Source organism: Brevibacterium marinum, from assembly GCF_011927955.1.
In the GTDB taxonomy this organism is placed as follows: Bacteria; Actinomycetota; Actinomycetes; order Actinomycetales; family Brevibacteriaceae; genus Brevibacterium; species Brevibacterium marinum.
In genome coordinates this window covers 2,636,109-2,658,820 of sequence record NZ_JAATJN010000001.1, presented here as the reverse complement: position 1 = coordinate 2,658,820, position 22,712 = coordinate 2,636,109, and the positions used below count along the sequence as shown (strand labels likewise).

The 22,712-nt window shown below is 63.6% G+C and carries 18 protein-coding genes, 2 tRNA genes and 1 pseudogene; 8 read left to right on the top strand and 13 right to left on the bottom strand.

Annotated features, from left to right (window positions below):
- The first annotated feature begins 234 nt into the window (after positions 1–234).
- From aceE to BKA07_RS11720, 6 genes are all read left to right on the top strand, one after another.
- Complete coding sequence (gene aceE, locus BKA07_RS11745) at positions 235–2,997, top strand: pyruvate dehydrogenase (acetyl-transferring), homodimeric type (protein WP_167951044.1); 2,763 nt, start codon at positions 235–237, stop codon at positions 2,995–2,997.
- A 118-nt stretch (positions 2,998–3,115) separates the two neighbouring features.
- Complete coding sequence (locus BKA07_RS11740) at positions 3,116–4,315, top strand: PucR family transcriptional regulator (protein WP_167951043.1); 1,200 nt, start codon at positions 3,116–3,118, stop codon at positions 4,313–4,315.
- A gap of 55 nt (positions 4,316–4,370) precedes the next feature.
- Positions 4,371–5,276: an acyltransferase domain-containing protein gene (locus tag BKA07_RS11735; RefSeq protein WP_167951042.1), complete on the top strand. Its 906-nt coding sequence runs from the start codon at positions 4,371–4,373 to the stop codon at positions 5,274–5,276.
- A 19-nt stretch (positions 5,277–5,295) separates the two neighbouring features.
- Positions 5,296–6,297, top strand: a complete 1,002-nt coding sequence (locus BKA07_RS11730; protein ID WP_167951041.1) for a beta-ketoacyl-ACP synthase III — start codon at positions 5,296–5,298, stop codon at positions 6,295–6,297.
- Positions 6,298–6,415: 118 nt separating this feature from the next.
- The gene (locus BKA07_RS11725) at positions 6,416–6,667 is read left to right on the top strand and encodes an acyl carrier protein (RefSeq protein WP_167951040.1); all 252 of its coding nucleotides are present in this window, start codon (positions 6,416–6,418) and stop codon (positions 6,665–6,667) included.
- Between the two features lie 65 nt (positions 6,668–6,732).
- Positions 6,733–7,977, top strand: a complete 1,245-nt coding sequence (locus tag BKA07_RS11720; protein ID WP_167951039.1) for a beta-ketoacyl-[acyl-carrier-protein] synthase family protein — start codon at positions 6,733–6,735, stop codon at positions 7,975–7,977.
- A gap of 396 nt (positions 7,978–8,373) precedes the next feature.
- On the opposite strand, the gene BKA07_RS11715 is transcribed toward BKA07_RS11720, so the two are convergent.
- From BKA07_RS11715 to BKA07_RS11690, 6 genes and pseudogenes are all read right to left on the bottom strand, one after another.
- Positions 8,374–8,865 (bottom strand): DUF3145 domain-containing protein, encoded by a 492-nt coding sequence (locus BKA07_RS11715; protein ID WP_143921891.1) that lies wholly within the window; start codon positions 8,863–8,865, stop codon positions 8,374–8,376.
- A gap of 534 nt (positions 8,866–9,399) precedes the next feature.
- Positions 9,400–9,473, bottom strand: a tRNA-Ile gene (locus tag BKA07_RS11710).
- Positions 9,474–9,585: 112 nt separating this feature from the next.
- Positions 9,586–10,845 carry an EAL domain-containing protein gene (locus BKA07_RS11705; RefSeq protein ID WP_167951038.1) on the bottom strand — a complete coding sequence of 420 codons (1,260 nt, stop codon included), beginning with the start codon at positions 10,843–10,845 and terminating at the stop codon, positions 9,586–9,588.
- A gap of 84 nt (positions 10,846–10,929) precedes the next feature.
- A complete protein-coding gene (locus BKA07_RS11700) occupies positions 10,930–12,339 on the bottom strand; it encodes an MFS transporter (RefSeq protein WP_245161932.1) in 1,410 nt (469 codons plus the stop codon).
- A 187-nt stretch (positions 12,340–12,526) separates the two neighbouring features.
- Positions 12,527–13,579: pseudogene (locus tag BKA07_RS11695) on the bottom strand (LLM class flavin-dependent oxidoreductase).
- 158 nt (positions 13,580–13,737) lie between these two features.
- A tRNA-Asn gene (locus tag BKA07_RS11690) sits at positions 13,738–13,810 on the bottom strand.
- 266 nt (positions 13,811–14,076) lie between these two features.
- Between BKA07_RS11690 and BKA07_RS11685 the strand changes: the two genes are divergently transcribed.
- Together BKA07_RS11685 and BKA07_RS11680 are read left to right on the top strand one after the other, a co-directional pair.
- Entirely contained in the window at positions 14,077–14,988 is a 912-nt protein-coding gene (locus tag BKA07_RS11685; RefSeq protein WP_342449043.1) for a DMT family transporter, read from the top strand.
- Positions 14,989–16,203 carry a glycosyltransferase gene (locus tag BKA07_RS11680; protein WP_342449146.1) on the top strand — a complete coding sequence of 405 codons (1,215 nt, stop codon included), beginning with the start codon at positions 14,989–14,991 and terminating at the stop codon, positions 16,201–16,203.
- Between the two features lie 5 nt (positions 16,204–16,208).
- Here BKA07_RS11680 and gluQRS read toward each other — a convergent pair whose 3' ends face one another.
- From gluQRS to BKA07_RS11645, 7 genes are all read right to left on the bottom strand, one after another.
- Positions 16,209–17,168 (bottom strand): tRNA glutamyl-Q(34) synthetase GluQRS, encoded by a 960-nt coding sequence (gene gluQRS, locus BKA07_RS11675; protein WP_167951036.1) that lies wholly within the window; start codon positions 17,166–17,168, stop codon positions 16,209–16,211.
- Positions 17,165–17,482 carry a GNAT family N-acetyltransferase gene (locus BKA07_RS11670; RefSeq protein ID WP_167951035.1) on the bottom strand — a complete coding sequence of 106 codons (318 nt, stop codon included), beginning with the start codon at positions 17,480–17,482 and terminating at the stop codon, positions 17,165–17,167. Before BKA07_RS11670 ends, gluQRS begins: the two co-directional genes overlap by 4 nt.
- Before the next feature lie 101 nt (positions 17,483–17,583).
- Complete coding sequence (locus BKA07_RS11665; RefSeq protein WP_167951034.1) at positions 17,584–18,432, bottom strand: amino acid ABC transporter permease; 849 nt, start codon at positions 18,430–18,432, stop codon at positions 17,584–17,586.
- A complete protein-coding gene (locus BKA07_RS11660) occupies positions 18,429–19,091 on the bottom strand; it encodes an amino acid ABC transporter permease (RefSeq protein WP_167951033.1) in 663 nt (220 codons plus the stop codon). The genes BKA07_RS11665 and BKA07_RS11660 overlap by 4 nt, the downstream gene beginning before the upstream one ends.
- A 67-nt stretch (positions 19,092–19,158) precedes the next feature.
- Positions 19,159–20,058: a glutamate ABC transporter substrate-binding protein gene (locus BKA07_RS11655; protein ID WP_167951032.1), complete on the bottom strand. Its 900-nt coding sequence runs from the start codon at positions 20,056–20,058 to the stop codon at positions 19,159–19,161.
- A gap of 71 nt (positions 20,059–20,129) precedes the next feature.
- Positions 20,130–20,879, bottom strand: a complete 750-nt coding sequence (locus tag BKA07_RS11650) for an amino acid ABC transporter ATP-binding protein (RefSeq protein ID WP_167951031.1) — start codon at positions 20,877–20,879, stop codon at positions 20,130–20,132.
- A 121-nt stretch (positions 20,880–21,000) separates the two neighbouring features.
- Positions 21,001–22,695, bottom strand: a complete 1,695-nt coding sequence (locus tag BKA07_RS11645) for an AMP-binding protein (protein ID WP_167951030.1) — start codon at positions 22,693–22,695, stop codon at positions 21,001–21,003.
- Positions 22,696–22,712: the final 17 nt, after the last annotated feature.

The window sequence follows — 22,712 nt, the reverse complement described above, 5'->3', positions numbered from 1 at the left end:
AGGCGCAAATGACGGCGTGCCTAGCGGCGGCAATCCACCTCAAAGGACAGCGAAGAACATGAAGTCGTCATCGAGATCACAATATTTCGGCCCAGCGAAGATCGCGCGGGAGTACTAGGCTGATGGGAGTATCTGGTGGACCCTGGGCTCAATCATGATTTGACCTTCCATTCCACCTGATCAGCCGGATCTCGACACCAACGAAGATCGTGGAGCGGAAGAGAGGACCACACCGTGGACAATCGGAAACAGGGCGGCCCCATACTCAACGGGCTGCCCAGCCAGGTGCCCGACATCGATCCCGAAGAGACAGAGGAGTGGCTGGCGTCGCTGGACGGCCTCATCGACGAGGGCGGACGCTCACGTGCACGCTACGTGATGCTCCGGATGCTCGAGCGTTCGCGCGAGAAGCAGATCGGTGTCCCGAGCCTGACGGCCACCGACTACGTCAATACGATCGGCCCCGAGAACGAACCGTGGTTCCCCGGCGACGAAGAAGTCGAACGCCGCTACCGTCGGTGGAATCGGTGGAACGCAGCAATGCTCGTCCACCGTGCACAACGACCCGGGGTCGAGGTCGGCGGACACATCTCCACCTATGCCTCCTCAGCCACTTTGTACGAAGTCGGACTCAACCACTTCTTCCGCGGAAAGGACCATCCCGGCGGCGGCGACCACATCTTCTACCAGGGGCACGCCTCTCCGGGCATGTACGCTCGTGCCTACCTCGAAGGCCGGATGGGCGCAGACGACCTCGACGGATTCCGTCAGCAGCAATCCCACCAGATCGACGGCAAACCCGCCGGTCTGCCCTCTTACCCGCACCCGCACCAGCTCCCGGATTTCTGGGAGCATCCGACGGTGTCCATGGGTGTGGGCCCGGTGAATGCGATCGCGCAGGCCCAATTCGACAAGTACCTCCAGAACCGCGGCATCAAGGACACGTCCCAGCAGCAGACCTGGGCCTTCCTCGGTGATGGTGAGTTCGACGAACCGGAGAGCCGCGGCATGCTCCATGTCGCCGCCTTCGAGGAGCTCGACAACCTCAACTTCGTCATCAACTGCAACCTGCAGCGTCTCGACGGGCCGGTCCGCGGCAACGGCAAGATCATCCAGGAGCTCGAGGCCTACTTCCGCGGCGCCGGTTGGAACGTCATCAAGGTCGTGTGGGGCCGCGAATGGGATGCCCTGCTGGGCAAGGACCGCGACGGGGCGCTGGTCAACCTCATGAATGCCACCCCCGATGGCGACTACCAGACCTACAAGGGCGAGTCCGGTGGATTCGTCCGCGACAACTTCTTCGGGCGCGACCCTCGCACGAAGGCCATGGTCGAGGACTACAGTGACGAGAGGATCTGGAACCTCAAGCGCGGCGGCCACGACTACCGCAAGGTCTTCGCCGCCTACAAGGCCGCGATGGAACACACCGGGCAGCCGACGGTCGTCCTCGTCAAAACCGTCAAAGGCTACTCGCTCGGACCTCATTTCGAGGCCCGCAATGCGACGCACCAGATGAAGAAGATGACGATCGACGACCTCAAGCTGGCCCGCGACCACTTCCAGATCCCGATCTCCGACAAGGACCTCGAGGCCGATCCTAAGTTGCCGCCGTACTACCATCCCGGGCAGGACGCACCGGAGATCAAGTACCTGCAAGAGCGTCGACAGGCGCTCGGCGGGCACTCCCCCGAGCGTCGGGGCACCCATATCGATCTCAAGCTGCCCTCCGACAAGGCCTTCGACGCCGGCAAACGCGGATCGGGCAAGCAGACGATCGCCACCACGATGGGATTCGTCCGCGTGCTCAAGGACCTGATGCGGGACAAGGAGTTCGGCAAGCGCATCGTGCCGATCATTCCGGATGAGGCACGAACCTTCGGCATGGACTCGTTCTTCCCGACGGCGAAGATCTACAACCCCCACGGCCAGAACTACATCTCGGTCGACCGCGACCTGTTCCTGGCCTACAAGGAGGCCACCGACGGCCAGCTGCTCCACATGGGCATCAACGAGCTCGGCGCCACCGCCGCTCTCACCGCCGCCGGCACCTCCTACGCCACGCACGGCGAGCCGATGATCCCGTTCTACATCTTCTACTCGATGTTCGGCTTCCAGCGCAGCGGCGATTTCTTCTGGGCCGCGGGCGATCAGATGGCACGCGGATTCGTCCTCGGCGCCACAGCCGGGCGGACGACGCTGGTGGCCGAGGGCCTCCAACACGGGGACGGCCATTCTCATCTGCTGGCCTCGACCTATCCGTCGGTCGTGTCCTACGACCCTGCCTACACCTACGAGATCGCCCGGATCGTCCGCGACGGCATCCATCGCATGTACGATCCCGACGATGAGCGCGACCCCAACGTCCTGTATTACCTGACGATGTACAACGAGCCGATGGTTCAGCCGCCCGAGCCCGAGGGTCTCGACGTCGACGGCGTGCTCAAGGGCATGTACCTGTTGGCCAAAGGCCCGGACAACGACGGACCGAAGGTTCAGCTCATGGCCTCCGGAGTCGGTGTCCCCTGGGTCCTCGAGGCGCAGCAGCTGCTCGCCGATGACTGGGGCGTCTCGGCCGACGTGTGGTCGGTGACGTCGTGGACGGAGCTGCGCCGAGACGGTCTTGACGCGGAGGATGCGCGCCTCCTCGACCCCGACGCCGACGCGCGCGTGCCGTACGTGACGCAGAAGATGTCCGAAGTCGACGGCCCGGTCGTGGCGACCTCGGACTTCATGCGCGCGGTTCCGGACCAGATCCGGCAGTACGTGCCCAGCCACTTCACGTCGCTGGGCACCGACGGCTATGCGATCTCGGACACCCGTCCGGCCGCTCGCCGCTACTACCATGTCGACGGAGCCTCGGTCGTCACTCAGGCCCTGATCTCCCTCGCCGATACCGGCGCGATCTCGATCGACAAGGCCGCCGAGGCGGCGAAGAAGTACCAGCTCGACGACGTTCGCGCCGGAATTTCGGGCTCGACCGAAGGGGCAGGTGCCTGACCTGTATGACACCGAATATGGCCGGAGCCTCCAAGGCTCCGGCCATATTTGTGCCAAGTGACAGTGACTTGTGAGTCGCGCACAAGATCATTGTCGTCAATCGTATAAACTTGTTCCCATGACAACTGACGCCGAGACGCTCCGGCGCCGCGCCGAGACGGCACGTCGGCTGCGCGCAGGAGTGGGAGTCCTCTCCACCGTGACCCTGCAGAGGCTCGAAGCTCGGCTCCCCTGGTACCGCGGTATGTCCCCCTCCGACCGCTCCTGGGTCGGCTTGCTGGCTCAGTCGGGAATCTCGTCTTTCATCGACTGGTACCGCAAACCCGATACGGACCTGCGCGTCGTCAGCGAGATCTTCAAATCCGCCCCGCGCGACCTCATCCGCGCGATCAGCCTGCAGCAGACTCTGCAGCTGCTCAAGATCGTGGTGGAAGTCGTTGAGGAGAGGGTGCCCGACATTGCACGCGCGGTCGAGCAGCCCGCGCTGCGGGAGGCCGTCCTCGTCTACTCCCGGGAGATCGCCTTCGCCGCCGCCGATGTCTACGCCCGGGCTGCCGAGGCCAGAGGCAGCTGGGACGCGCGCCTGGAGGCGATGGTCGTCGACGCCCTCGTCCGCGGTGATTCGGTCGACGAGCTTGCCAGCCGCACCGCGGCCTTCGGATGGCAGTCGGAGGGACCCGTCAGCGTGCTCGTGGGACGGGCCCCACAGCGGTCCGCGAAGCGCGGTCTCGACGTCATCCGACGCAGGGCCAGGAAATGGGCCGATGACGCGCTCGTCGGCATTCATGACAACCGTCTGCTCATCGTCCTCGGCGGTGCCACCGAACTCGACACCGCCGTCGAAGACCTGTCCGAGTGCTTCGGGCCATCCGAGGTCATCGTCGGTCCCAGCGTTCCGAGCTTGGCCGAGGCGGCCACCTCGGCCAAGGCAGCGATCATGGCTCTCAAGGCCGCCACTGCCCGCCCTGACTCGCCACGACCGGTCAAGGCCGAGGAGCTCCTGCCGGAACGGGCACTGGCAGGCGATACCGTGGCCCTCAACGACCTCATCACCCGCTACTACGAACCCCTGACGTCCGGAACCGGGCAGCTGCTGAAGACAGTCAGCGCCTATGTCGAATTCGGTTCGTCTCTGGAAGCCACGGCCAAGGCCCTGTCCGTGCACCCCAACACGGTGAGATACCGGTTGCGGAAGATCACCACGGCGATCACACTCGACCCGACGGTCTCACGCGATGCCTTCGTCATCCACATCGCATTGGTCTACGGACGACTGTCAGATGCCGGGCTGTTGTCGACCACCGACAAAACACACTGACCGACGCCGACCATCCACTAGATTGAACACTGAAATCGAGCGAAAAGAGAACCGAGTGCTAGCAATCACGTGCCCGGGCCAAGGGGCCCAGAAGTCGGGCTTTCTGAGTTCCTTCCTGGAACTCGACGCCTTCGCCGCACAGATCGACGAACTCTCCGCCGCGTCCGGCATCGACCTGCGACTGCACGGGACCGAATCCGACGATGAGACCATCAAGGACACAGCACTGGCACAGCCGCTGCTCGTCGCCTCGGCGATCGCCTGTGCCGCCGAACTCGGTGTCAGCCCCGACTACGTCGCCGGACATTCGGTCGGCGAGATTGCGGCCGCACAGATCGCCGGCATCTTCACCCCCGCGGACGCAATGCGCTTCGTCGCGGTGCGTGGGTCCGGCATGGCAACGGCCGCGGCGCAGACACCGACCGGCATGGCCGCAGTCGTCGGCGGCGAACCCGATGACGTGCTCGCAGCGATCGAGGCCGCCGGAGCCAGCCCCGCCAACGTCAACGGCGGCGGACAGACCGTTGCCGCAGGTTCGACGGAGAGCTTGGAGGAACTGGGTGCCAATCCCCCTCAGCGAGCACGTGTCATCGCTCTTCCCGTGGCCGGGGCCTTCCATACGGAGTACATGGCGCCCGCGACCGACGAATTGACTGCGACCGCTTCGGCGCTGGAGATCGCGGATCCGAACCTCGACATCCTCAGCAACTCCGACGGAACCGTGGTCTCCAGCGGTCAGGACTACGTCGACCGGATCGTCAAGCAGGTCACGAATCCCGTCCGCTGGGACCTGTGCCAGGCGACCTTGCTCAACGCGGGAATCACCGGAATGATCGAGCTGGTCCCCGGTGGCACACTGACCGGAATCGCACGACGCGCCATGAAAGGCGTGGAGACGTTCCCCATCAAGTCCGCCGCCGACATCGACGGTGCGCGTGAGTTCGCCGCGGCCCACGCCTGATCACAAAAGGAAGACCACCATGCCAACACTGAAGACCGCAGAGCCAGGAAGCTTCTCCTCGATCATGGGCATCGGCGCCTACCGCGCCGAGAACCTCGTCACCAACGACGACATCGCGGGCCCGATCAACTCCTCGGACGAATGGATCCGCCAGCGCACCGGCATCATCACCCGCCGTCACGCCAGCAAAGACGTCGGCGTCCTCGACATGTGCGAGGAAGCCGCACTCGAAGCAATCGCCTCCTCGGGCCTCAAACCCGAAGACATCGGCGGCATCATCATCTCCACAGTCACCTTCGAATACTTCACCCCCTCGGCCGCATCGGCCCTGACCGATCGGCTGGGGACCGGCCCTATCCCCGCGTGGGACATCAGCGCGGCCTGTGCCGGATACTGCTACGGCATCGGCCAGGCCGATGCCCTCGTGCGGTCGGGAGCTATGGACAACGTCCTCGTCATCGGGGCCGAGAAGCTCTCCGAAGTCATCGATCCCGAGGATCGCTCGATCTCGTTCATCCTCGGTGACGGCGCCGGAGCCGTGGTCGTCTCGTCCTCCGAGGAGCCGGGCATCTCGAAGACGGTCTGGGGCTCGAAGGGCGAGAACTGGTCGACGATCCGGATGACCGAATCGCTCTACGACGTCCGCGATGACCGTGACACCCCGTTCCCCACCCTGCGCCAGGACGGGCCGACCGTCTTCCGCTGGGCTGTCTGGGACGGTGCCGAGGTCGCCAAAGAAGCTCTGGCCGCCTCCGGCGTCGAGGCCTCTGATCTGGCGGCTTTCGTCCCTCACCAGGCCAACATGCGCATCATCGACGAACTCGCCAAACAGCTCAAACTGCCGGATTCCGTCGTCATCGCCCGCGATATCGCCGACAACGGCAACACCTCGGCGGCATCGATCCCGCTGGCCACCGAACGACTGCTGCGCGAACAGCCCGAACTCAGCGGCGGATTGGCTCTGCAGATCGGCTTCGGAGCCGGACTGGTCTTCGGTGCGCAGGTGATCCGCCTCCCCTAATCGGACCCATTCACGGAAAACTCTCCGTGAATGTCTTAAGATATTCGGCGGGACACTCGTCGAAAAGTTCCTCAACCGGTCGAACAACCCTCGGCTGACACTAGAAAGTAGGAAAGAAATGGCATTCACCGAAGCTGACGTCCTCGCTGGACTGGCAGAGATCGTCAACGAAGAGACCGGTTTGGCTGCGGAAGCAGTCGAGGCCGACAAGTCCTTCACCGATGATCTCGACATCGACTCCATCTCGATGATGACCATCGTCGTCAATGCCGAGAAGAAGTTCGGAGTCAAGATCCCGGACGACGACGTCAAAGACCTCGTCACCGTCCAGGACGCCGTTGACTACATCAACAAGGCTCAAGAGGCCTGAGAAACTAGCCGCACACGGCCCGTCCACCGACGGGCCGTGTCCACTCTATCGACGAGGTTTGTACCATGACACCTAAAGTTGTCGTCACCGGGATCGGTGCGGTAACCCCATTGGGCGCGACTGCCGATGCCACGTGGCAAGCCATCCTGGCCGGCAAGTCCGGCGTCCACACGATGGACAATGAATGGTCCGAGAAGTACGGCCTCGCCGTCGACTTCGCTGCACAGGTCGACCCACAGGTCGTCCCCGACAATCTCAAACGCGTCCAGGCCAAGCGCCTCGACCCCTCCAGCCAGTTCGCTCTGATCTCTGCCCGCGAGGCCATGGCCGACGCCGGCCTCGAAGAGACCGATCCTGATCGCACGGCCGTCTCCTGGGCGACCGGAATCGGCGGGGTCTGGACACTGCTCGACGCCTGGGACACCCTCCAGGAGGAGGGCCCGCGCCGGGTCATGCCCCTGACGGTGCCGATGCTCATGCCCAACGGGCCGGCGGCGGCAATCGGAATGGAGTTCAAGGCCCGCGCCGGTGTCCAGACCATGGTCTCCGCCTGCGCCTCCTCGACCGAGAGCCTGGGCCACGCCTACGATGTCGTCGCCAACGGACACGCCGACATCGTCATCGCCGGCGGCTCGGAAGCTGCGATCCACCCGATGACGATCGCCTCGTTCAATTCCATGCAGGCACTCTCACGTCGCACCGATTCGCCCGAGACGGCATCGCGTCCCTACGACGTCGACCGAGACGGCTTCGTCATGGGCGAGGGCGCAGGCACACTCATCCTCGAGACCGAAGAGCACGCGAAAGCCCGCGGTGCCACGATCTATGCCGAGGTCTCCAGCTGGGGCATCTCGAATGACGCCTACCACATCACAGGCGGTGAGCCCGGTGGTCAGTACGCGCTGCGCGCCATGCAGAGCGCACTCGACAATGCCGACCTCAAGCCTGCCGACATCAAGCACGTCAATGCCCACGCAACGTCGACACCTGTCGGCGACATCCCCGAGTCCTTGGCGATCACGGAGCTCCTGGACTCCCACGTCGGCGACGCGCTGGTCAGTGCCACGAAGTCGATGACCGGACACCTTCTGGGTGGCACCGGTGCCGTCGAATCGATACTGACTGTCAAGGCGCTGGAGACACGCACCGCTCCCCCGACGATCAACATCGACGAACTCGATCCGAAGGTCGTCGGCATCAACATCGTGCGTGACACACCGGCGGAGCTTCCGTCGGGAGATATCGCCGCGATCTCGAACTCCTTCGGCTTCGGCGGCCACAACGCCGTCGTCGCCTTCAAGTCGGTGTGACGCAGTAGTCGTCTTCGCTTGGAGGCTTTCGCGTCCCGAGCGTCGACGGCCTTCAGGCAGCGAACCGTCAGGCCCTCAGCAAATCGATGCTGGGGGCCTGATCCGTCGCCTTCGCACAAGCAGGGGTCAAGACTCGGGCCACGAGCCGCGAGCATCGATGAGGCCGGCTCGTCCAACGCTGAATCGGTCGATCCCTGGTGCCTCGACGCGAAAATCCGATTCCGCATTGAACGAGACGAAACCAGACGGCACTGAGGCACATCTCGTCGCATCGTGCGCAGACACTTTTGAACACGACTTTGGGCACACCCGAGGTAGGTAGGTGTGCCCAGAGTCTTCGTTGAGCTGTGCTTGCAAGCGCCGATGTCACGGCGCAGGCAGATCGTTGTGGGAGGGTCAGCCGACCTTGGTCAGCCAGCGGACGGGTGCGCCCTCTCCGGCGTGGCGGAAGGCGTCCAGTTCCTCGTCCCAGGCTTCGCCGAGGGCCAGGGCCATCTCGGTGGAGAGTTTCGTGGGGTCACCGGAGGCGCGTTCCATGACGGAGCGGATGCGATCTTCGGGAACCAGGATGTTGCCCGCAGAATCGGTGACTGCGTGGTAGATGCCCAGATCCGGAGTGTGGCTCCAGCGGCCACCGTCGACTCCGACAGATGGCTCCTCTGTGACTTCGTACCGCAACGAGTCCCACCCGCGCAGAGCGGATGCGATGCGGGCACCGGAACCTGCCGGCGCTCGCCAGCAGACCTCGGCACGCACAAGACCTGGCGCCGCCGGCTGGGGTGTCCAGTCGAAGCGTGCCTGTGCGCCGATAGCCCCGCCCGCTGCCCATTCGATGTGCGGGCATAGCGCGCGAGGTGCTGAGTGGACGAAGAGTACGCCCTGTGTCATATCCATTTGTGCCTCCTACCTCGGATACGTCTTCCCCTACGATCCGAATGGAGGTGCTAGACACCATATTAGACGAGTTTTGCCTGTTGGCCAAGCACCGAAATACCTGGTGGCACTGCGTGTGGTGATGAGGACTCTTTGACTCCGTGCCGTGCCATGACGACATGGGGTGAGACAGTCGCAAGCCGATCACAGTGCGGATGTTCCCTGACTGGACTGACACTTCGCTTTGGCTGGAGGGCCGCGTGGACTGTGAGGAATCCGGGCTGTCGACTGAACTGATTCGTGGTCGATAGGGATAGGAACAATCGTACTGCAAATCACTGGATACGGACCTGCAATGGGAATCGCCGAGCGCCGCTCGAGCCTTCACTGCTGTGGGCTTTGATATGGCTGGCCAGGTTGCAGACGAACTCGGTTGGCGAATTCGCTGTCGAGTTCGCCTCCTACGACGACGGTACACCCGCTCTCTGGAGCGGTCTTCACCTGGCACGGCCGGGGGCGACGGACAGATGATGCCGAGTGACGTGGCAGTGCCCCCGGCCGGACTTGAACCGGCGGCCAAGGAATTATGAGTTCCCTGCTCTGACCAGCTGAGCTACGGGGGCAAGCAGAAACAAGATTAGCACCAACTGACAGTCGGGACCCATTCGGCACGACGCGGGCCCGTCGACCGACGTCGCCGTGCAGTTGCGGGGTGCCTCTTCAGAGCATCCCGCCTCAGCTGGAGGCCGAGACCGGCGATATCCGGGTCAGTGCGCTTCGGGCGGCGTCGACGCACGTGTAGCGTTCGGTCGTAATGTAGACATCGAACACGGTCTGACCATCACTGCCCGGGTCATTGCGCTTCGACGCGGCGACGAGACCCGACCAGTCCGGGCCGACCACGACGACACCGTGCTCATTGCGCATGGGATCCGAGGCATCGACGACGCCGGTGCGTACGCCCGGGATCGGCGGCTCTGTGAAACCGCCGGAGAACATCGCGCTCAGGCCCGCCGTATCGCGGATGCGCTCATAGCGATCGCGTGTGTCCTGCGAGAACGTCTCGTCCTCCCCGAAGACCCCGAGGGTCACCGTCGCGGCACCCGAGGCGAGTGCACGCTCTTCGAGAGCCGCGATCTGGGCGATGAGCAGTTCGCGATTCATCACGAGTGGTTCCCGACGCAGACCCTGAGCGATGGAGTACGGAGTCCCCAGGGCCGGAAGGTTGCGGGAATGGTGGTCGACCAGACCATCCTCGATCGGATCGGTGAAGGGATCGGGGTTTTGGGTTGCCTGACCGAAGAACGGTCCTGTCATGAATCGGGCGCCCAATGCGCGGACACGGTCGAGATCGTCCTCGGTCGTGACGCCATCGGCGAGGATCACGGCGCCGGTGCGCTCGAGGTGAGCGTGGAGCAGCCTGTTGAGCTCCGCCAAATGCGAATCACTGTCGATGCGCAGCACGTCGGGATGGAGGCCGACCACGGAGGGATTGACCAGGGGAACGAAGGAGGTGCTGCGCAGATCCGGGCCGACCGAGGACATTCCCACGCCCCAGCCCATCGACCGAGCCTGGCGCACGGCGCGGAGGACCGATGCCGGTGACGACGACACACGGGAGGCGTCGAGCTGGAGGATGACGGACCGGTCGGGCTCTTCGGTGCGATCTTCGAGCGTGGCGAAGGATTCGCCCTCGGCGTGCAGGAAGAGCCTGTTCGATTTGGCCAGACCGGCGTCTTCAGCCGTCCGAAGGGCTGCTGCCCGCAACGAGGCGTCGATGTCGCCGATCATGGCCGATGCATGCATCTCGCGACGGAGATTCTCCGACTCGGCATGACCGAGTGCAGGGTCGTCGATGGGAGCCTGAAGGATCTGATAACCAACCTTGTCGAATGTGTACGCATCGACGACGGGGGCGAAATAGGTTTCGATCCCACCCGAGCGCACCAGCTCTTCGAGAGCCTGGTCCAGATCGTGTACCGCCTCAACCACCATATGTCCTTCCATGGGCAAACGTGCGTGAACAGTCTTCCACATGAGGGCACGGGCGATTGTCTAAAATCAGTAACATTATTGCGCTCAGAGCTGACGGCGGCGACCTCGCCTGACCTCTGCCAGTCCGACACCGCCGGCGAGGACGACGATGACCGCGATGGCGGCGAAGGAGCTGATCATGCCGACGTTCCAGTCACTGACGGCCGTGACTGCGAAGGCCAGCGCGGTCATGATCGCCAGTCCCATCGACGTGCCGATGCGCTGACCGGTCTGCAGGACTCCCCCGGCAGAGCCCGCGTACTTCAGCGGAATCTCCTGCAGAGTCAGGGTCTGGTTCGGACTGATGACCATGCCCTGTGCAGCACCGATGAAGCATAGCGTCAGCAGCATCCACCACTCACTTCCGATGCCCTGGGTGAGCAGGAAGACGACGAACATCGTCGAGACCAGGCCGACCAGGCACGTGATGATCCCCCAGACGACGAGTCTGCGTCCGATCTGGAACACGAACCGCCCGGAGACGTCGGCGGAGACTGCCGACAGCAGCGCCGCCGGCAGCCCGATCATTCCGGCCGCCAGGGCGGTGTGGCCCAGCCCCTGCTGCATGTATATGGCCACGAGCACCCAGACGCTCGTGACGCCCATAAAATAGAGCGTGATGATAATCGAGCCGTTGCTGAAGCTTCTGATACCGAACAGGTCCAGGTCGACCATGGGAGCGTGCCCTCGGGAGGAATATCTGCGCTCCCACCGAATCCACAGCCAGAGAGTGATCAGCCCCAGAGGCAGGCCCAGCCAGATGAACCATCCCACTGTGGATTCGACGAAGGGCAGCAGCACGAGGAGAACGCCGAGGCCGAGCAGGATGACCCCGACCGGGTCGAGGTCGCGTTCGCGTTTCGGCGCCCGTCGCTCATTCGCCGAGGCGGCGGTCGGATCAGCATCGGGATCGTCGTCGGCCGGAATCGGGTGCCAGGCCGACGTCGGCAGCCAGGCCCTGGCGAGGATGATAGAGATGATCGCGAAGGGGACGTTGACGAGGAATGCCGCTCGCCAGCCCAGTTCAGGGCCGAACAGTGCGATGAGCACACCCCCGAGGACGGGGCCCGTTGCGACGGAGAGACCGACCGTGGTGCCCATCAGACCGAAGGCACGGCCGCGCTGCGGGCCGTGGAAGTACTGCTGCAGAAGACCGACGACCTGTGGGTTGAGCAATCCCGATCCGAGTCCCATGAATACGCGTGAGATGTTGAGTGTCAGCGTTCCGGGGGCGATGCCCGCGACGAGCGAGGCGAGACCGAATAGGCCCACTCCGATCATGAACAGTTGGCCTCGACCGAAGACGTCCCCGGCACGTCCGGATGCGACGAGCACGACGCCGAAGGCGAGTGCGTAACCGGTCAGGACCCATTGGAGCGCCGATGACGATGCTGCGAGATCCGACTCTATGGCGGGCAGAACGACGTTGATGATCGACACCGAGAGCAGGGACATGAAGAGCGGAACAAGACCTATGAGAACGATTCGTCTCTGAATCCGATTCATCCGCTGGCCGTCGCTCACCTGATCACCCTTTTGGACCGATCCCGCCCGGATGCCTCCGTGCAGGACGTCGTCGATTCGACTGCCCCGTTCAGGGGACTGTCTCATCATACGTGTCAGAGTCCGAGGTCGGACATGTTCACCTTTGACTGCCTGTCACCGGTCCGCCGGCACTGGGCTCCCACCCCAGGGACGGAGCGACGTGTGTCGCGAACGATTCGAGAATGTGCAGATTCTAGTCCACACCCACTTGGCTCGGCACGGTCAGCAGCACGGTGTCTGCGGCTTCGACGGCGGGATCGGCCTTGAGCGCTTCGATGAGGTCATCGGGCTCTCCCGCGTAGGTCTTGCCGAAGGTTGAGCGGGCACCATCGATGATGCCGACCTGATCCCTCTGTCCTCCGGAGCGGCGCCCGAAGTAGAGATCGTCGAGGTTCGTGGTGATCGGGAAGATGCTGCGGCTGACAGAGACCCGTGGGGTCCAGTCGTGGCCGACGTCGCGCAATGCCGTTCGGTATCGGTCGATCTGCTCGCGCTGCAATTCGCCGAAGGAGGCACCGGTGGCCTCGGTCAGCAGGGTCGAACTCGTCATATTCACCCCTTGGACCGCTGCCCATTCTGCAGTTTCGACCGTGCCCGCGCCCCACCAGATTTGCCGGTCGAGACCAGGTCAGTGCGGTTCGATCCGCAGCCTGTGGCCCGGTCCGAACTGCATGGGGTCGGCCGGTGCAAGCTTCTCACCCCTGATTGCGGACATGAAGGTCGCGAACTTCTCACGGGCCATGTCGGCGCCTTTCGCGTCTTTGCTGTCGCTGTAGCCGAAGACCTCCCAGCCTCGCTCCGCCGGCTCCGGTGATCCCCTGCTCACCCCCAGCACAACTCTCTCATCGGCGATAAGGTCGAGAGTAGCGGCTTCCTCGGCGAGATAGAGGGGGTTCTCGTAGCGCATGTCGATGACTCCGGTGCCAACCTCGATCCGAGAGGACCTGGCCGCGATCGCAGCCAACAGAGGCATCGGCGATGCTGCCTACTCGGCGAAGTGATGGACACGGAAATAGGCGCCGTTGACTCCGATTTCGTCCGCACCGACAGCGGTCTCGACTGTCTGCTTGAGGGCCTCCTTCGCGCCGTACTCCCCTGGAGCGGCGCCCGACCCGTAATGCCCGAAGCTCAAGAATCCGAATGCCTTCATGCCGCGGCCAACTGCATTGAATGATCAGCTATTCCCACGGCACACCGGAGTCCCACGGCACGGTGCGTCCGGGAGCCATAGAGGATATGGCTTGTAATCCAGCTGATCGGGTCGCGAAGATGAGAAAGGCCCCGTCCGCATGGACGGGGCCTCGACTGCTCCCCCGGCTGGGCTCGAACCAGCGACCCTTCGATTAACAGTCGAATGCTCTGCCAACTGAGCTACGGAGGAAAGGCGCAACTTCGTGCGCAGGAATCAGCTTAGCAAAGACTTGAGGACCTGGACAAAGCGAACAGCAGTGGGTTGGCTCACAACTGCAGGTCGGTTCCGTGGGTCTCGCTGCCCGCCGGCGATCGTCCGCTACGGTTTACCCCATCGTCGAACGCCATGGAATCCTCACAATCGGGACAAACCCGGTCAACAACCACCTCGGCGCGGTGACCGCACTGTAAAATCAAAGGGTCCCTCACCCCTGCCAGGCTTCGGAAGTAGTGCACGTGACCATTGTGGCAATAGCCCTCGCCGTTCTCGCAGCGGTGGCACTGGCCTATGGGGCCCTGTATCAACATGAGGCGATCGCCGGCCAGGATGACTCCCACAATGGGCTGAATTGGGCTCATTTCAAGGAGCTGCTCAACAACAGGAGATGGCTCGTCGGCCTGGTCATCACCGGCATCGGCACCGTCGGCAACATCATCGCTCTGGCGTTGGCACCGGTCATGGTCGTACAGCCCATCGGCGCCTTCTCCCTCATCGTCTCCGTTCTCCTGGGTATTCGACATCGGGGGCTCAAGGTCAATCGTCGGCTGGTCCAGGCCGTTGTCTGGTGCAGTGTGGGCGTGACGGTCTTCGTGGCGCTCTCGGCCACGACAGCACGGTCGGAGGTGCAGCTGGGTGCGGATGCGATGCCCCTCGTCTGGATCACGGCCGTCGTCGTGCTCATCGGCGGTGTCATCATGCTGTTCTTCCGGCATGCCCCGCAGCTCGTCCTCATCACCGCCGCCGGGCTGCTGTTCGCATGTGTGGCGACGAATACGCACCTCGTCAGCGTGCAGCTGCTGCGGGCGGGGTTCGACCAGGTCACTTGGCTCAATGTCGCCGGACTCCTCGCCGCGGTCGCGATCGGATCGTGGTTCGTGCAGAATGCCTATGCCGCGGGCCCGCCGGAGATGGTCATCGCCGGCCTGACTGTCATCGACCCGATCGGCGCCGTGATCCTCGGCTCCGTAGTCCTCGGTGAAGCGGCGGACGCCCCCGTTTGGCTCGTCCTGGCGATCACAGCCACCGGATTGGTCGCGTGTCTGGGCGTCGTTGTATTGTCGCGGTACCATCCGGATGTCAAAGACCGAGAGCTCCAGCGCCGAATCGCTCGTCGCCCACACCAGCAGACCGACACCGAGGAGAGTTGAATCCTGTCCGCGCACAGCCAGACCCCAGCCCGCCGCATTCTCATCCCGACGGAGACCTACGCACCCGAGATCAATGGTGCCGCGAAGTTCGCAGAACGGTTGGCGGCCGGGCTCGCGGCCCGCGGCAATGACGTCCACGTCGCCTGCCCCTCGGCCACCGGGAAAGCATCGGTCAGCGTCGAGGGCGGGGTGACGGTTCACCGTCTCACCTCTCACCGGTGGCCGCTGCACCCGACGTGGACCATCTGCATGCCGTGGGAGACGAAACCGGAGCTCGCCCACCTCCTCGACACCGTGCAGCCCGAGGTCGTGCACACCCAAGCCCACTTCGTCATCGGTCGTTACGCGTTTTCCGAGTCGCACAAACGGGGCATCCCCGTCGTCGCCACGAACCACTTCATGCCCGAGAACGTCCTCCCCTACCTGCGGGCGCCCAAACCCCTGCTCGACGGCGGAACGGCTGCGGCCTGGTGGGACCTGCGCAGGAAGTTCCAATCGGCGGAGTTCATCACCGTGCCGACACAGCTGGCGGCCGATCTGCTCACACAGAACGGGTTCACCTCACCGATCAGGGCGGTCTCCTGCGGCATCGACCTTGAGCGGTTCTCACACATCCGACACGACGAACCCGTCCCCGAGGATACGGAGCTGACACCGCCACGAGTGCTCTTCGTCGGCAGGCTGTCGACCGAGAAGCATGCTGCTGACATCGTCGAGGCGGTGGCGAAGACCGATCCCGAGCTCGGTCTGGAAGCCGATATCGTCGGCGGCGGCGACCAGGAGGAACCGCTCAAGGAGCTCGCCGCCGAACTCGGCATCTCCGATCGCATCCACGTCTTGGGCAAGATCAGCGACAGGGAACTCATGGACGCCTACGAGCGCTGCACATTCTTCTGCATGCCCTCCACTGCGGAGCTGCAGTCGATTGTGACCTTGGAGGCTCTCGCTTCCCGTAAACCTGTCGTCCTCGCAGACGCTGTCGCACTCCCCCACCTCGTCAGGGACGGGGTCAACGGCTATCTGTTCCCGCCCCGCGACATCGACGAGCTGGCGGCGCGCTTCACGCAGCTGTGTGAGATGCCTGCGGCCGAGATGGATGCCATGGCTAGGGCCTCACTGGACGTGGTCGCCAAACACGACATCGAACATACTCTCGACACCTTCGAAGCGATCTATGCACGGATCATCGCGGAACGCCTCGACACAGCCGCCTGAACCCGTCAGACAGCGGCGTTCGTCGGCGGGACGAAAACGGTCTCCTGCCGCGGCAGACGGGCCGGATCCACGCCGACGACCATATCGTCGATCGTCGACCATGCCGTCGGGTCGTCGGCGAACCCCAGCGAGGTCTGCATCCAGGCGTAGACATCGTGTCGCGTCCAGCCCAGGACGCGCAGCTGCTGGTAGGTGACCGCGCCATCGCGTTTGGCCAAGCGCCTGCCGGCCGTGTTCACGACCAGCGGCACGTGCATCCACGTCGTCGGCGGCAGTCCCAGCAGATTCGCCAGATGAGCTTGACGAGGCGCCGAGGTGGCCAGGTCGTCCCCGCGCACGACTTCGTCGACGCCGCTGGCGGCGTCATCGACGACGACCGTGAGATTGTAGGCGAAGACTCCGTCGCCGCGTTTGAGGACCAGATCGTCGATCGGGGCGGTGATCGGGCCCAGAGCCCTGTCCTCGACCGTGATCTCTGTGTTGTCCGTTCTCAGACGCAGGGCCGGGCCCCGGCCCTGCTCAGTGAGGCGCCGACGCTGCCGCTCGCGATGACTCTCTGTCAGGTTGCGACAGGTTCCGGGATAGGCTCCCGGCGGAGAGTGCGGTGCCGAAGGAGCCTGTCGGATGTCCTTGCGCGAACAGTAGCACTCGTAGACGAGGCCCCGATCCTGTAGCCGGTCCAGTGCCTGGGTGTAGACATCGAGGCGTTCGGATTGGACGAGCGGAGGCTCGTCCGGGGTGATGCCGAGTTCGGAGAAGACCTCGAGCTGCGACTCCGCCGAACCGGGACGGACCCTGTCGAGGTCCTCGATCCGCCACAGGAATCGTCGACCGGTCTGCCGCGCGCGAACATAGGCCAACAGGCCCGAGCGGATATTGCCGATGTGCAGATCCCCGCTGGGACTCGGTGCGAATCGGCCGGCACCTGTGTGTGGTCCGCTCGCACTGGTGGTGCCAGCGCTCAAGGCTGTGCCACGAGGTCGTCGTACTGCGGGAACCGCTCCAGGTAGTCCTGGACATAGCTGCACGTCGGAACGATGCGACCGCCTGATTCCCGGATCCGGTCCAGGACGGTGGTGACCAGTGTGCGGGCGAAGCCGCGGCGGGAGAAGCCCTCGGAGATGATCGTGTGCTGGAGTTCGACGGTTCGATCGTCGATGACCCGATAGGCGAGGAATCCGGCGAATTCGGCCGGGTCCTCGGCGGTGAAGATCTCATAGCGTTCGCGATCGGGGTTCTGGACCACGGTCACAGGGGTGGAACTGAGTTCGGGCTGCATCTGCGACTCCTTGTCAGCGACAACGTACGTGTCACGAACACTACAGGGTGACGCCGCAATGATCATCGTCCGTGCATCCGCTCGGTCCTATGCGCCTTCGCTCAGTCCATTGCGCCCGTCGTCCCCGACAGACCCGCCGCGCCCGATGGCGCCGTCGTCTTGCGCTGCAACCTCTTCTCCAACCAGCGGGCGATACCGGCCACGATGAGGTTGATGATGATGAACAGCACCGCACCGACGAGGAAGGTCGGCAGCAGATTCCGGTATTCGCGGCCGATGAGGTTCACCTGGTAGAGCAGATCCTGGTACGTGACGATGAAGCCCAACGCCGAGTCCTTGAGCAGAACGACGATCTGGGCGATGATCGTGGGCATCATGGCGCGCAGTGCCTGCGGCATCAGCACCTGGACCATCACCTGACCGGGTCGCAGGCCGATCGCCATCGCCGCTTCTCTCTGTCCCGTAGGTACGGCGAGGATGCCGGCGCGGATGATCTCCGCGAGCACCATTCCGTTGTAGAGGGTGAGTCCGATGACGACGGACCAGAACGGACCGATGCTGTTGCCGAAGATGAGGAACATCGCGAAGATCAGCAACAGGACCGGGACCCCGCGGAAGAACTCGAGGACGATGGTCCCCGGCAGGGAGATCGCCGTCTTGTTCGACAGTCGCAGCAGGGCGAACACGACGCCGACGATCATCGCCAGCACCGAGGCGACGAGAGCGACCTTGAGAGTCGCGACCATGCCTTCGAGCAGGACGAGCTGGATCTGAGAGAACGTGAATGGATACCACTTCTCGGCCTCCAGCTGCCCGGCATCGGCGAACTTCCAGATGACGAACGCAACGAGTGCGAGCAGGACGATCGCGGAGACGATCGAGAAGACGATGTTGTTGCGCCGGGCTTTGGGCCCGGGCTCGTCGAACAGGACCTGAGTCGGTGCGCTCATCGCAGGATCACCAGCTTCTTCTCGAGATGGTCGAAGACGCGACCGAGGATCAGCGCCAGGATCAGATAGGCCAATGCCGTGCCGAACAGCAGCGGGATGACCAGGTCACCACGGACCTCGATGGCGTTGCGCATCGCCGAGATCAGCTCCCGATTGTTGAACGCCGAGGCGATCGAGGTGTTCTTCAACATTGCGATGATGACGCTGCCCAGGGGTGGGATGACCGTGCGGAACGCCTGCGGCAGGACGACCTGCCCCAATGTCTGAGAGAAGGTCAGACCTACGGCGCGGGCGGCTTCCGCCTGCCCGACGGGAACCGTCGCAATTCCGGATTTGAGGGTCTCGGCTACGAAGCACGCGGTGTAGGCCGTCAGCGCGATCGTGGCATAGACGAAGGAGTTGAACGAACTCGTCGAGCCGAAGCGGATGTCGAGGAAGGGCAGACCGAAGGCGCAGAAGAACATCACCAGCGTCAGCGGCGTATTCCTGACGACGTTGATGTAAGTCGAGGCCGCGATCCGCAGGATGGGGGTCGGCGATACCCGCATGCCCGCCAGGAGGGTCCCCAGCAGGAGGGAGCCGACCAGAGCGACGGTGAAAAGCCTGACGGTTCCCCAGATGCCGGAGAGGAACAGTTCGAGAAGTTGCAGAAAATCCATACCAGATTCCTTAATCGATGCGGGGGCGTCGCTCGACGCCCCCGCATCCTGTCAATCTGAGGACCTGTCAGTAGCGGTCGACTTCGGGCATGTCGACATCATCGGCGGAGCCGAGCGTGTATTCGAATGCCTGCGTCCAGTCCCCATCGTCCATGCCCTTTTCGAGGGCGTCGTTGACGGCCTCGCGCAGTTCTTCATCGCCCTTGGGCAGACCGACCCCGTAGGGCTCTTCGGTGAACGGCTCCCCGACGACCTTGAACTCGCCCTCATACTGTGCGGCGTAACCACGCAGGATCGCATCATCAGTGGTCACAGCGTCGGCCGAGCCGGACTGCAGATCGGTCACGCATTTCGAATAGGTGTCATAGGTGACGAGCTCAGCGTCCGTGTACTTGTCCTCGATATTCTGAGCCGGAGTCGATCCATCGACGGAGCAGACCTTCTTGCCGGCCAGATCATCGGGTCCGGCGATGTCGGAATCGGCGGCCACGAGCAGATCCTGTCCGGCGACGTAGTAGGGTCCGGCGAAGTCGACGACCTTCCTGCGTTCGTCATTGATCGTGTAGGTGGCCACGATCATGTCGACATTGCCCTGCTGCAGGAAGGGCTCGCGGTTGGCTGAGACGGTTTCGGTGTAGTCGATCTGGTCCGGGCTGAAGCCCAACTGTGCCGCCACCATCTTCGCGATCTCGATGTCGAAGCCTTCAGGCTGTTCGGATCCGGCCGTGACGTTGCCGAGTCCCGGCTGGTCCTTCTTCACGCCGATGGTGATCTTGCCGGTATCCTTGGCGGCCTTCCAGGTCGGGGAGTCTGCGACATCGGCACTGTCGTTGACCGTATATTCGGGCGCCTCGGCCTTCGCACCGTCACCATCGGCCGGGGCGTCGGGTGTTCCGCCCTGGCCGCAGCCGCTGAGGGCGAGCATTCCGATCGCGACAGCAGCTACCGACAGTCTGAGCTTCTTCATCGTTTCTCCTTGTGAGTGAGGTGGTGCGGGATGAGGTGGTGCGGGCCAGAGAGCAGACTCTGCGGAATCGATCAGTGGGTGAGGAGTTTGGACAGGAAATCCTGCGCACGCGGAGTCTGCGGGTTGTTGAAGAACTCCTCCGGCTCCGCGACCTCGACGATCTCACCGTCAGCCATGAACACGACTCGGTGAGCGGCTTTCCGAGCGAAGCCCATTTCGTGGGTGACGACGACCATGGTCATGCCCTCTTCGGCGAGGCCGACCATGACGTCGAGGACCTCGTTGATCATTTCGGGATCCAGCGCCGAGGTGGGTTCGTCGAAGAGCATGACCTTCGGCTTCATCGCCAGAGCACGGGCGATCGCGACTCTCTGCTGCTGTCCGCCGGACAGCTGCGCCGGGTATTTGTCGGCCTGGGGAGCGACTCCCACGCGTTCGAGCAGCGCCATCGCCTGTGTGTCTGCTTCGGCCTTCGAGAGCCCGCGGACCTTGATCGGGCCCAGGGTGACGTTCTCCAGGATCGTCTTGTGGGCGAAGAGGTTGAATGCCTGGAAGACCATTCCGACGTCGGAACGCAGCTGCGCCAGCGCCGCACCTTCGGCGGGCAGCTCCTTGCCGTCGATCGTGATCTCACCGGAGGTGATGGTCTCCAGGCGATTGATCGTCCGGCACAGGGTCGACTTTCCGGAGCCCGAGGGGCCGATGACGACGACGACTTCGCGTTCACGGATAGTGAGGTTGATGTTCTTCAGGGCGTGAAAATCACCGAAGTGCTTTTCGACGTCTGTGACGGACACCAACGGTTGTGATTCAGCTCTCATGGGATTCCATCTTAGTGAACAACGCTCTCACATGAAAAACGGGGCGTCTTGCCAGAAAGAACTGCAACCGACTTGTGACCTGTTTCGGTCGTCGGCTGCAGTCCTTCGAGGTCATCGGGTCTCAGGGTGAGGTCGCGGTCTGGATGATCCTCTCCCCCTCGTCGCGCAGCTCGACCTTGCGGATCTTGCCCGACACCGTCATCGGGAAGGATTCGCGGACCTCGACATAGCGTGGAATCTTGAAGTGGGCGAGTTTACCGGAGCAGAACTCCTTGACCTCTGCAGCGGTGAGCGCCTCGAATCCGTCCTTGAGGATCACCCAGGCCATGAGCTCTTCGCCGTACTTCTCGTCGGCGACGCCGACGACCTGGACGTCCCGGATGGACGGGTGGTGGTAGAGGAACTCCTCGATCTCACGCGGGTAGACGTTCTCGCCACCCCGGATCACCATGTCCTTGATCCGCCCGGAGATGTCGACGTATCCCTCGTCGTCCATGATCGCGAGGTCACCGGTGTGCATCCAACGAGCCGCATCGATCGCCTCGGCGGTTTTCTCCGGCTCCTCCCAGTAGCCGAGCATGACCGAGTATCCTCGGGTGCACAGTTCGCCCTTCTGCCCCCGCGGGACTGTCTGGCCGGTAACGGGGTCGGCGATCTTGACCTCGAGGTGGGGCATGACCCGACCGACCGTCTGCGTGCGCGCCTCGAGGGTGTCGTCGACGCGGGTCATGGTCGAGACCGGAGCGGTCTCGGTCATGCCATAGCAGATGGCGACCTCGTCCATGTTCATGTCGTCGATGACACGACGCATCACATTGACCGGGCACGGGGACCCGGCCATGACGCCGGTGCGCAGGGTGCTGAGATCGAATCCGGAGAACTCCGGATGCTCGAGTTCGGCGATGAACATCGTCGGCACACCGTAGAGTGATGTCGCTCTCTCCTCGGTCACGGCGCGCAGACTGGCCAGCGGGTCGAAGCCCGGAGAGGGCAGGACGATGGTCGAGCCGTGGCTCAGTGCCGCGAGGTTGCCGATGACCATGCCGAAGCAGTGGTAGTAGGGAACAGGGAGGACGACGACGTCCCGCGACGAATATGAGAGCAGTTCGCCGATGAAGAAGCCGTTGTTGAGGATGTTGTGGTGGCTGAGCGTCACTCCCTTGGGGAAGCCTGTGGTCCCGGACGTGTACTGGATGTTGATCGGGTCATCGCTCGAGAGCTCGTCCATGACCTGCTGCAGACGCACGGAGTACTTCGCACTCCGATCCTCAAGAAGCTCTCGCCCTGTCCCGATGAGATGGGCGAAGGACTCACGTTCACCGATCGAGACTTCGCCGAGGATGTCCGCCGGGACCGTGTCGATGAAGACGAGTTCCAGCCCGGGCACCTTCGCCGCAACCTCGGTCGCGATCCCATGGTAGTCCGAGTGCGGAGGAGCCGAGATCTGGGAGACGAGGAGGGTCATGCCCGACTGCTTCGCCACGTACTCGAGTTCGTGGCTGCGATAGGCCGGGTTGACGTTGACGAGGATCGCGCCGATCTTCGCCGTGGCATATTGGATCAGAGCCCATTCCGCGACGTTCTGGGCCCAGATCCCGACTCGGTCGCCCTTCTTCACCCCGCGTTCGAGCAGCCCGATCGCCAAAGCATCGGTGTCGTGATCGAACTCGGCGTAGGTCCACCGACGGTCGGAATGACGATCGACGAGGGCGGGTTCGCTCGCGTGAGCATCCGCTGTCGCCTTGATATGTGCGGGGATCGTCTGGCCCAGCAACGGTGTGTTCGACGGACCTGAGGAATAGGAAAGCTCTGCCACGCCTTTGTGCTCCTTCG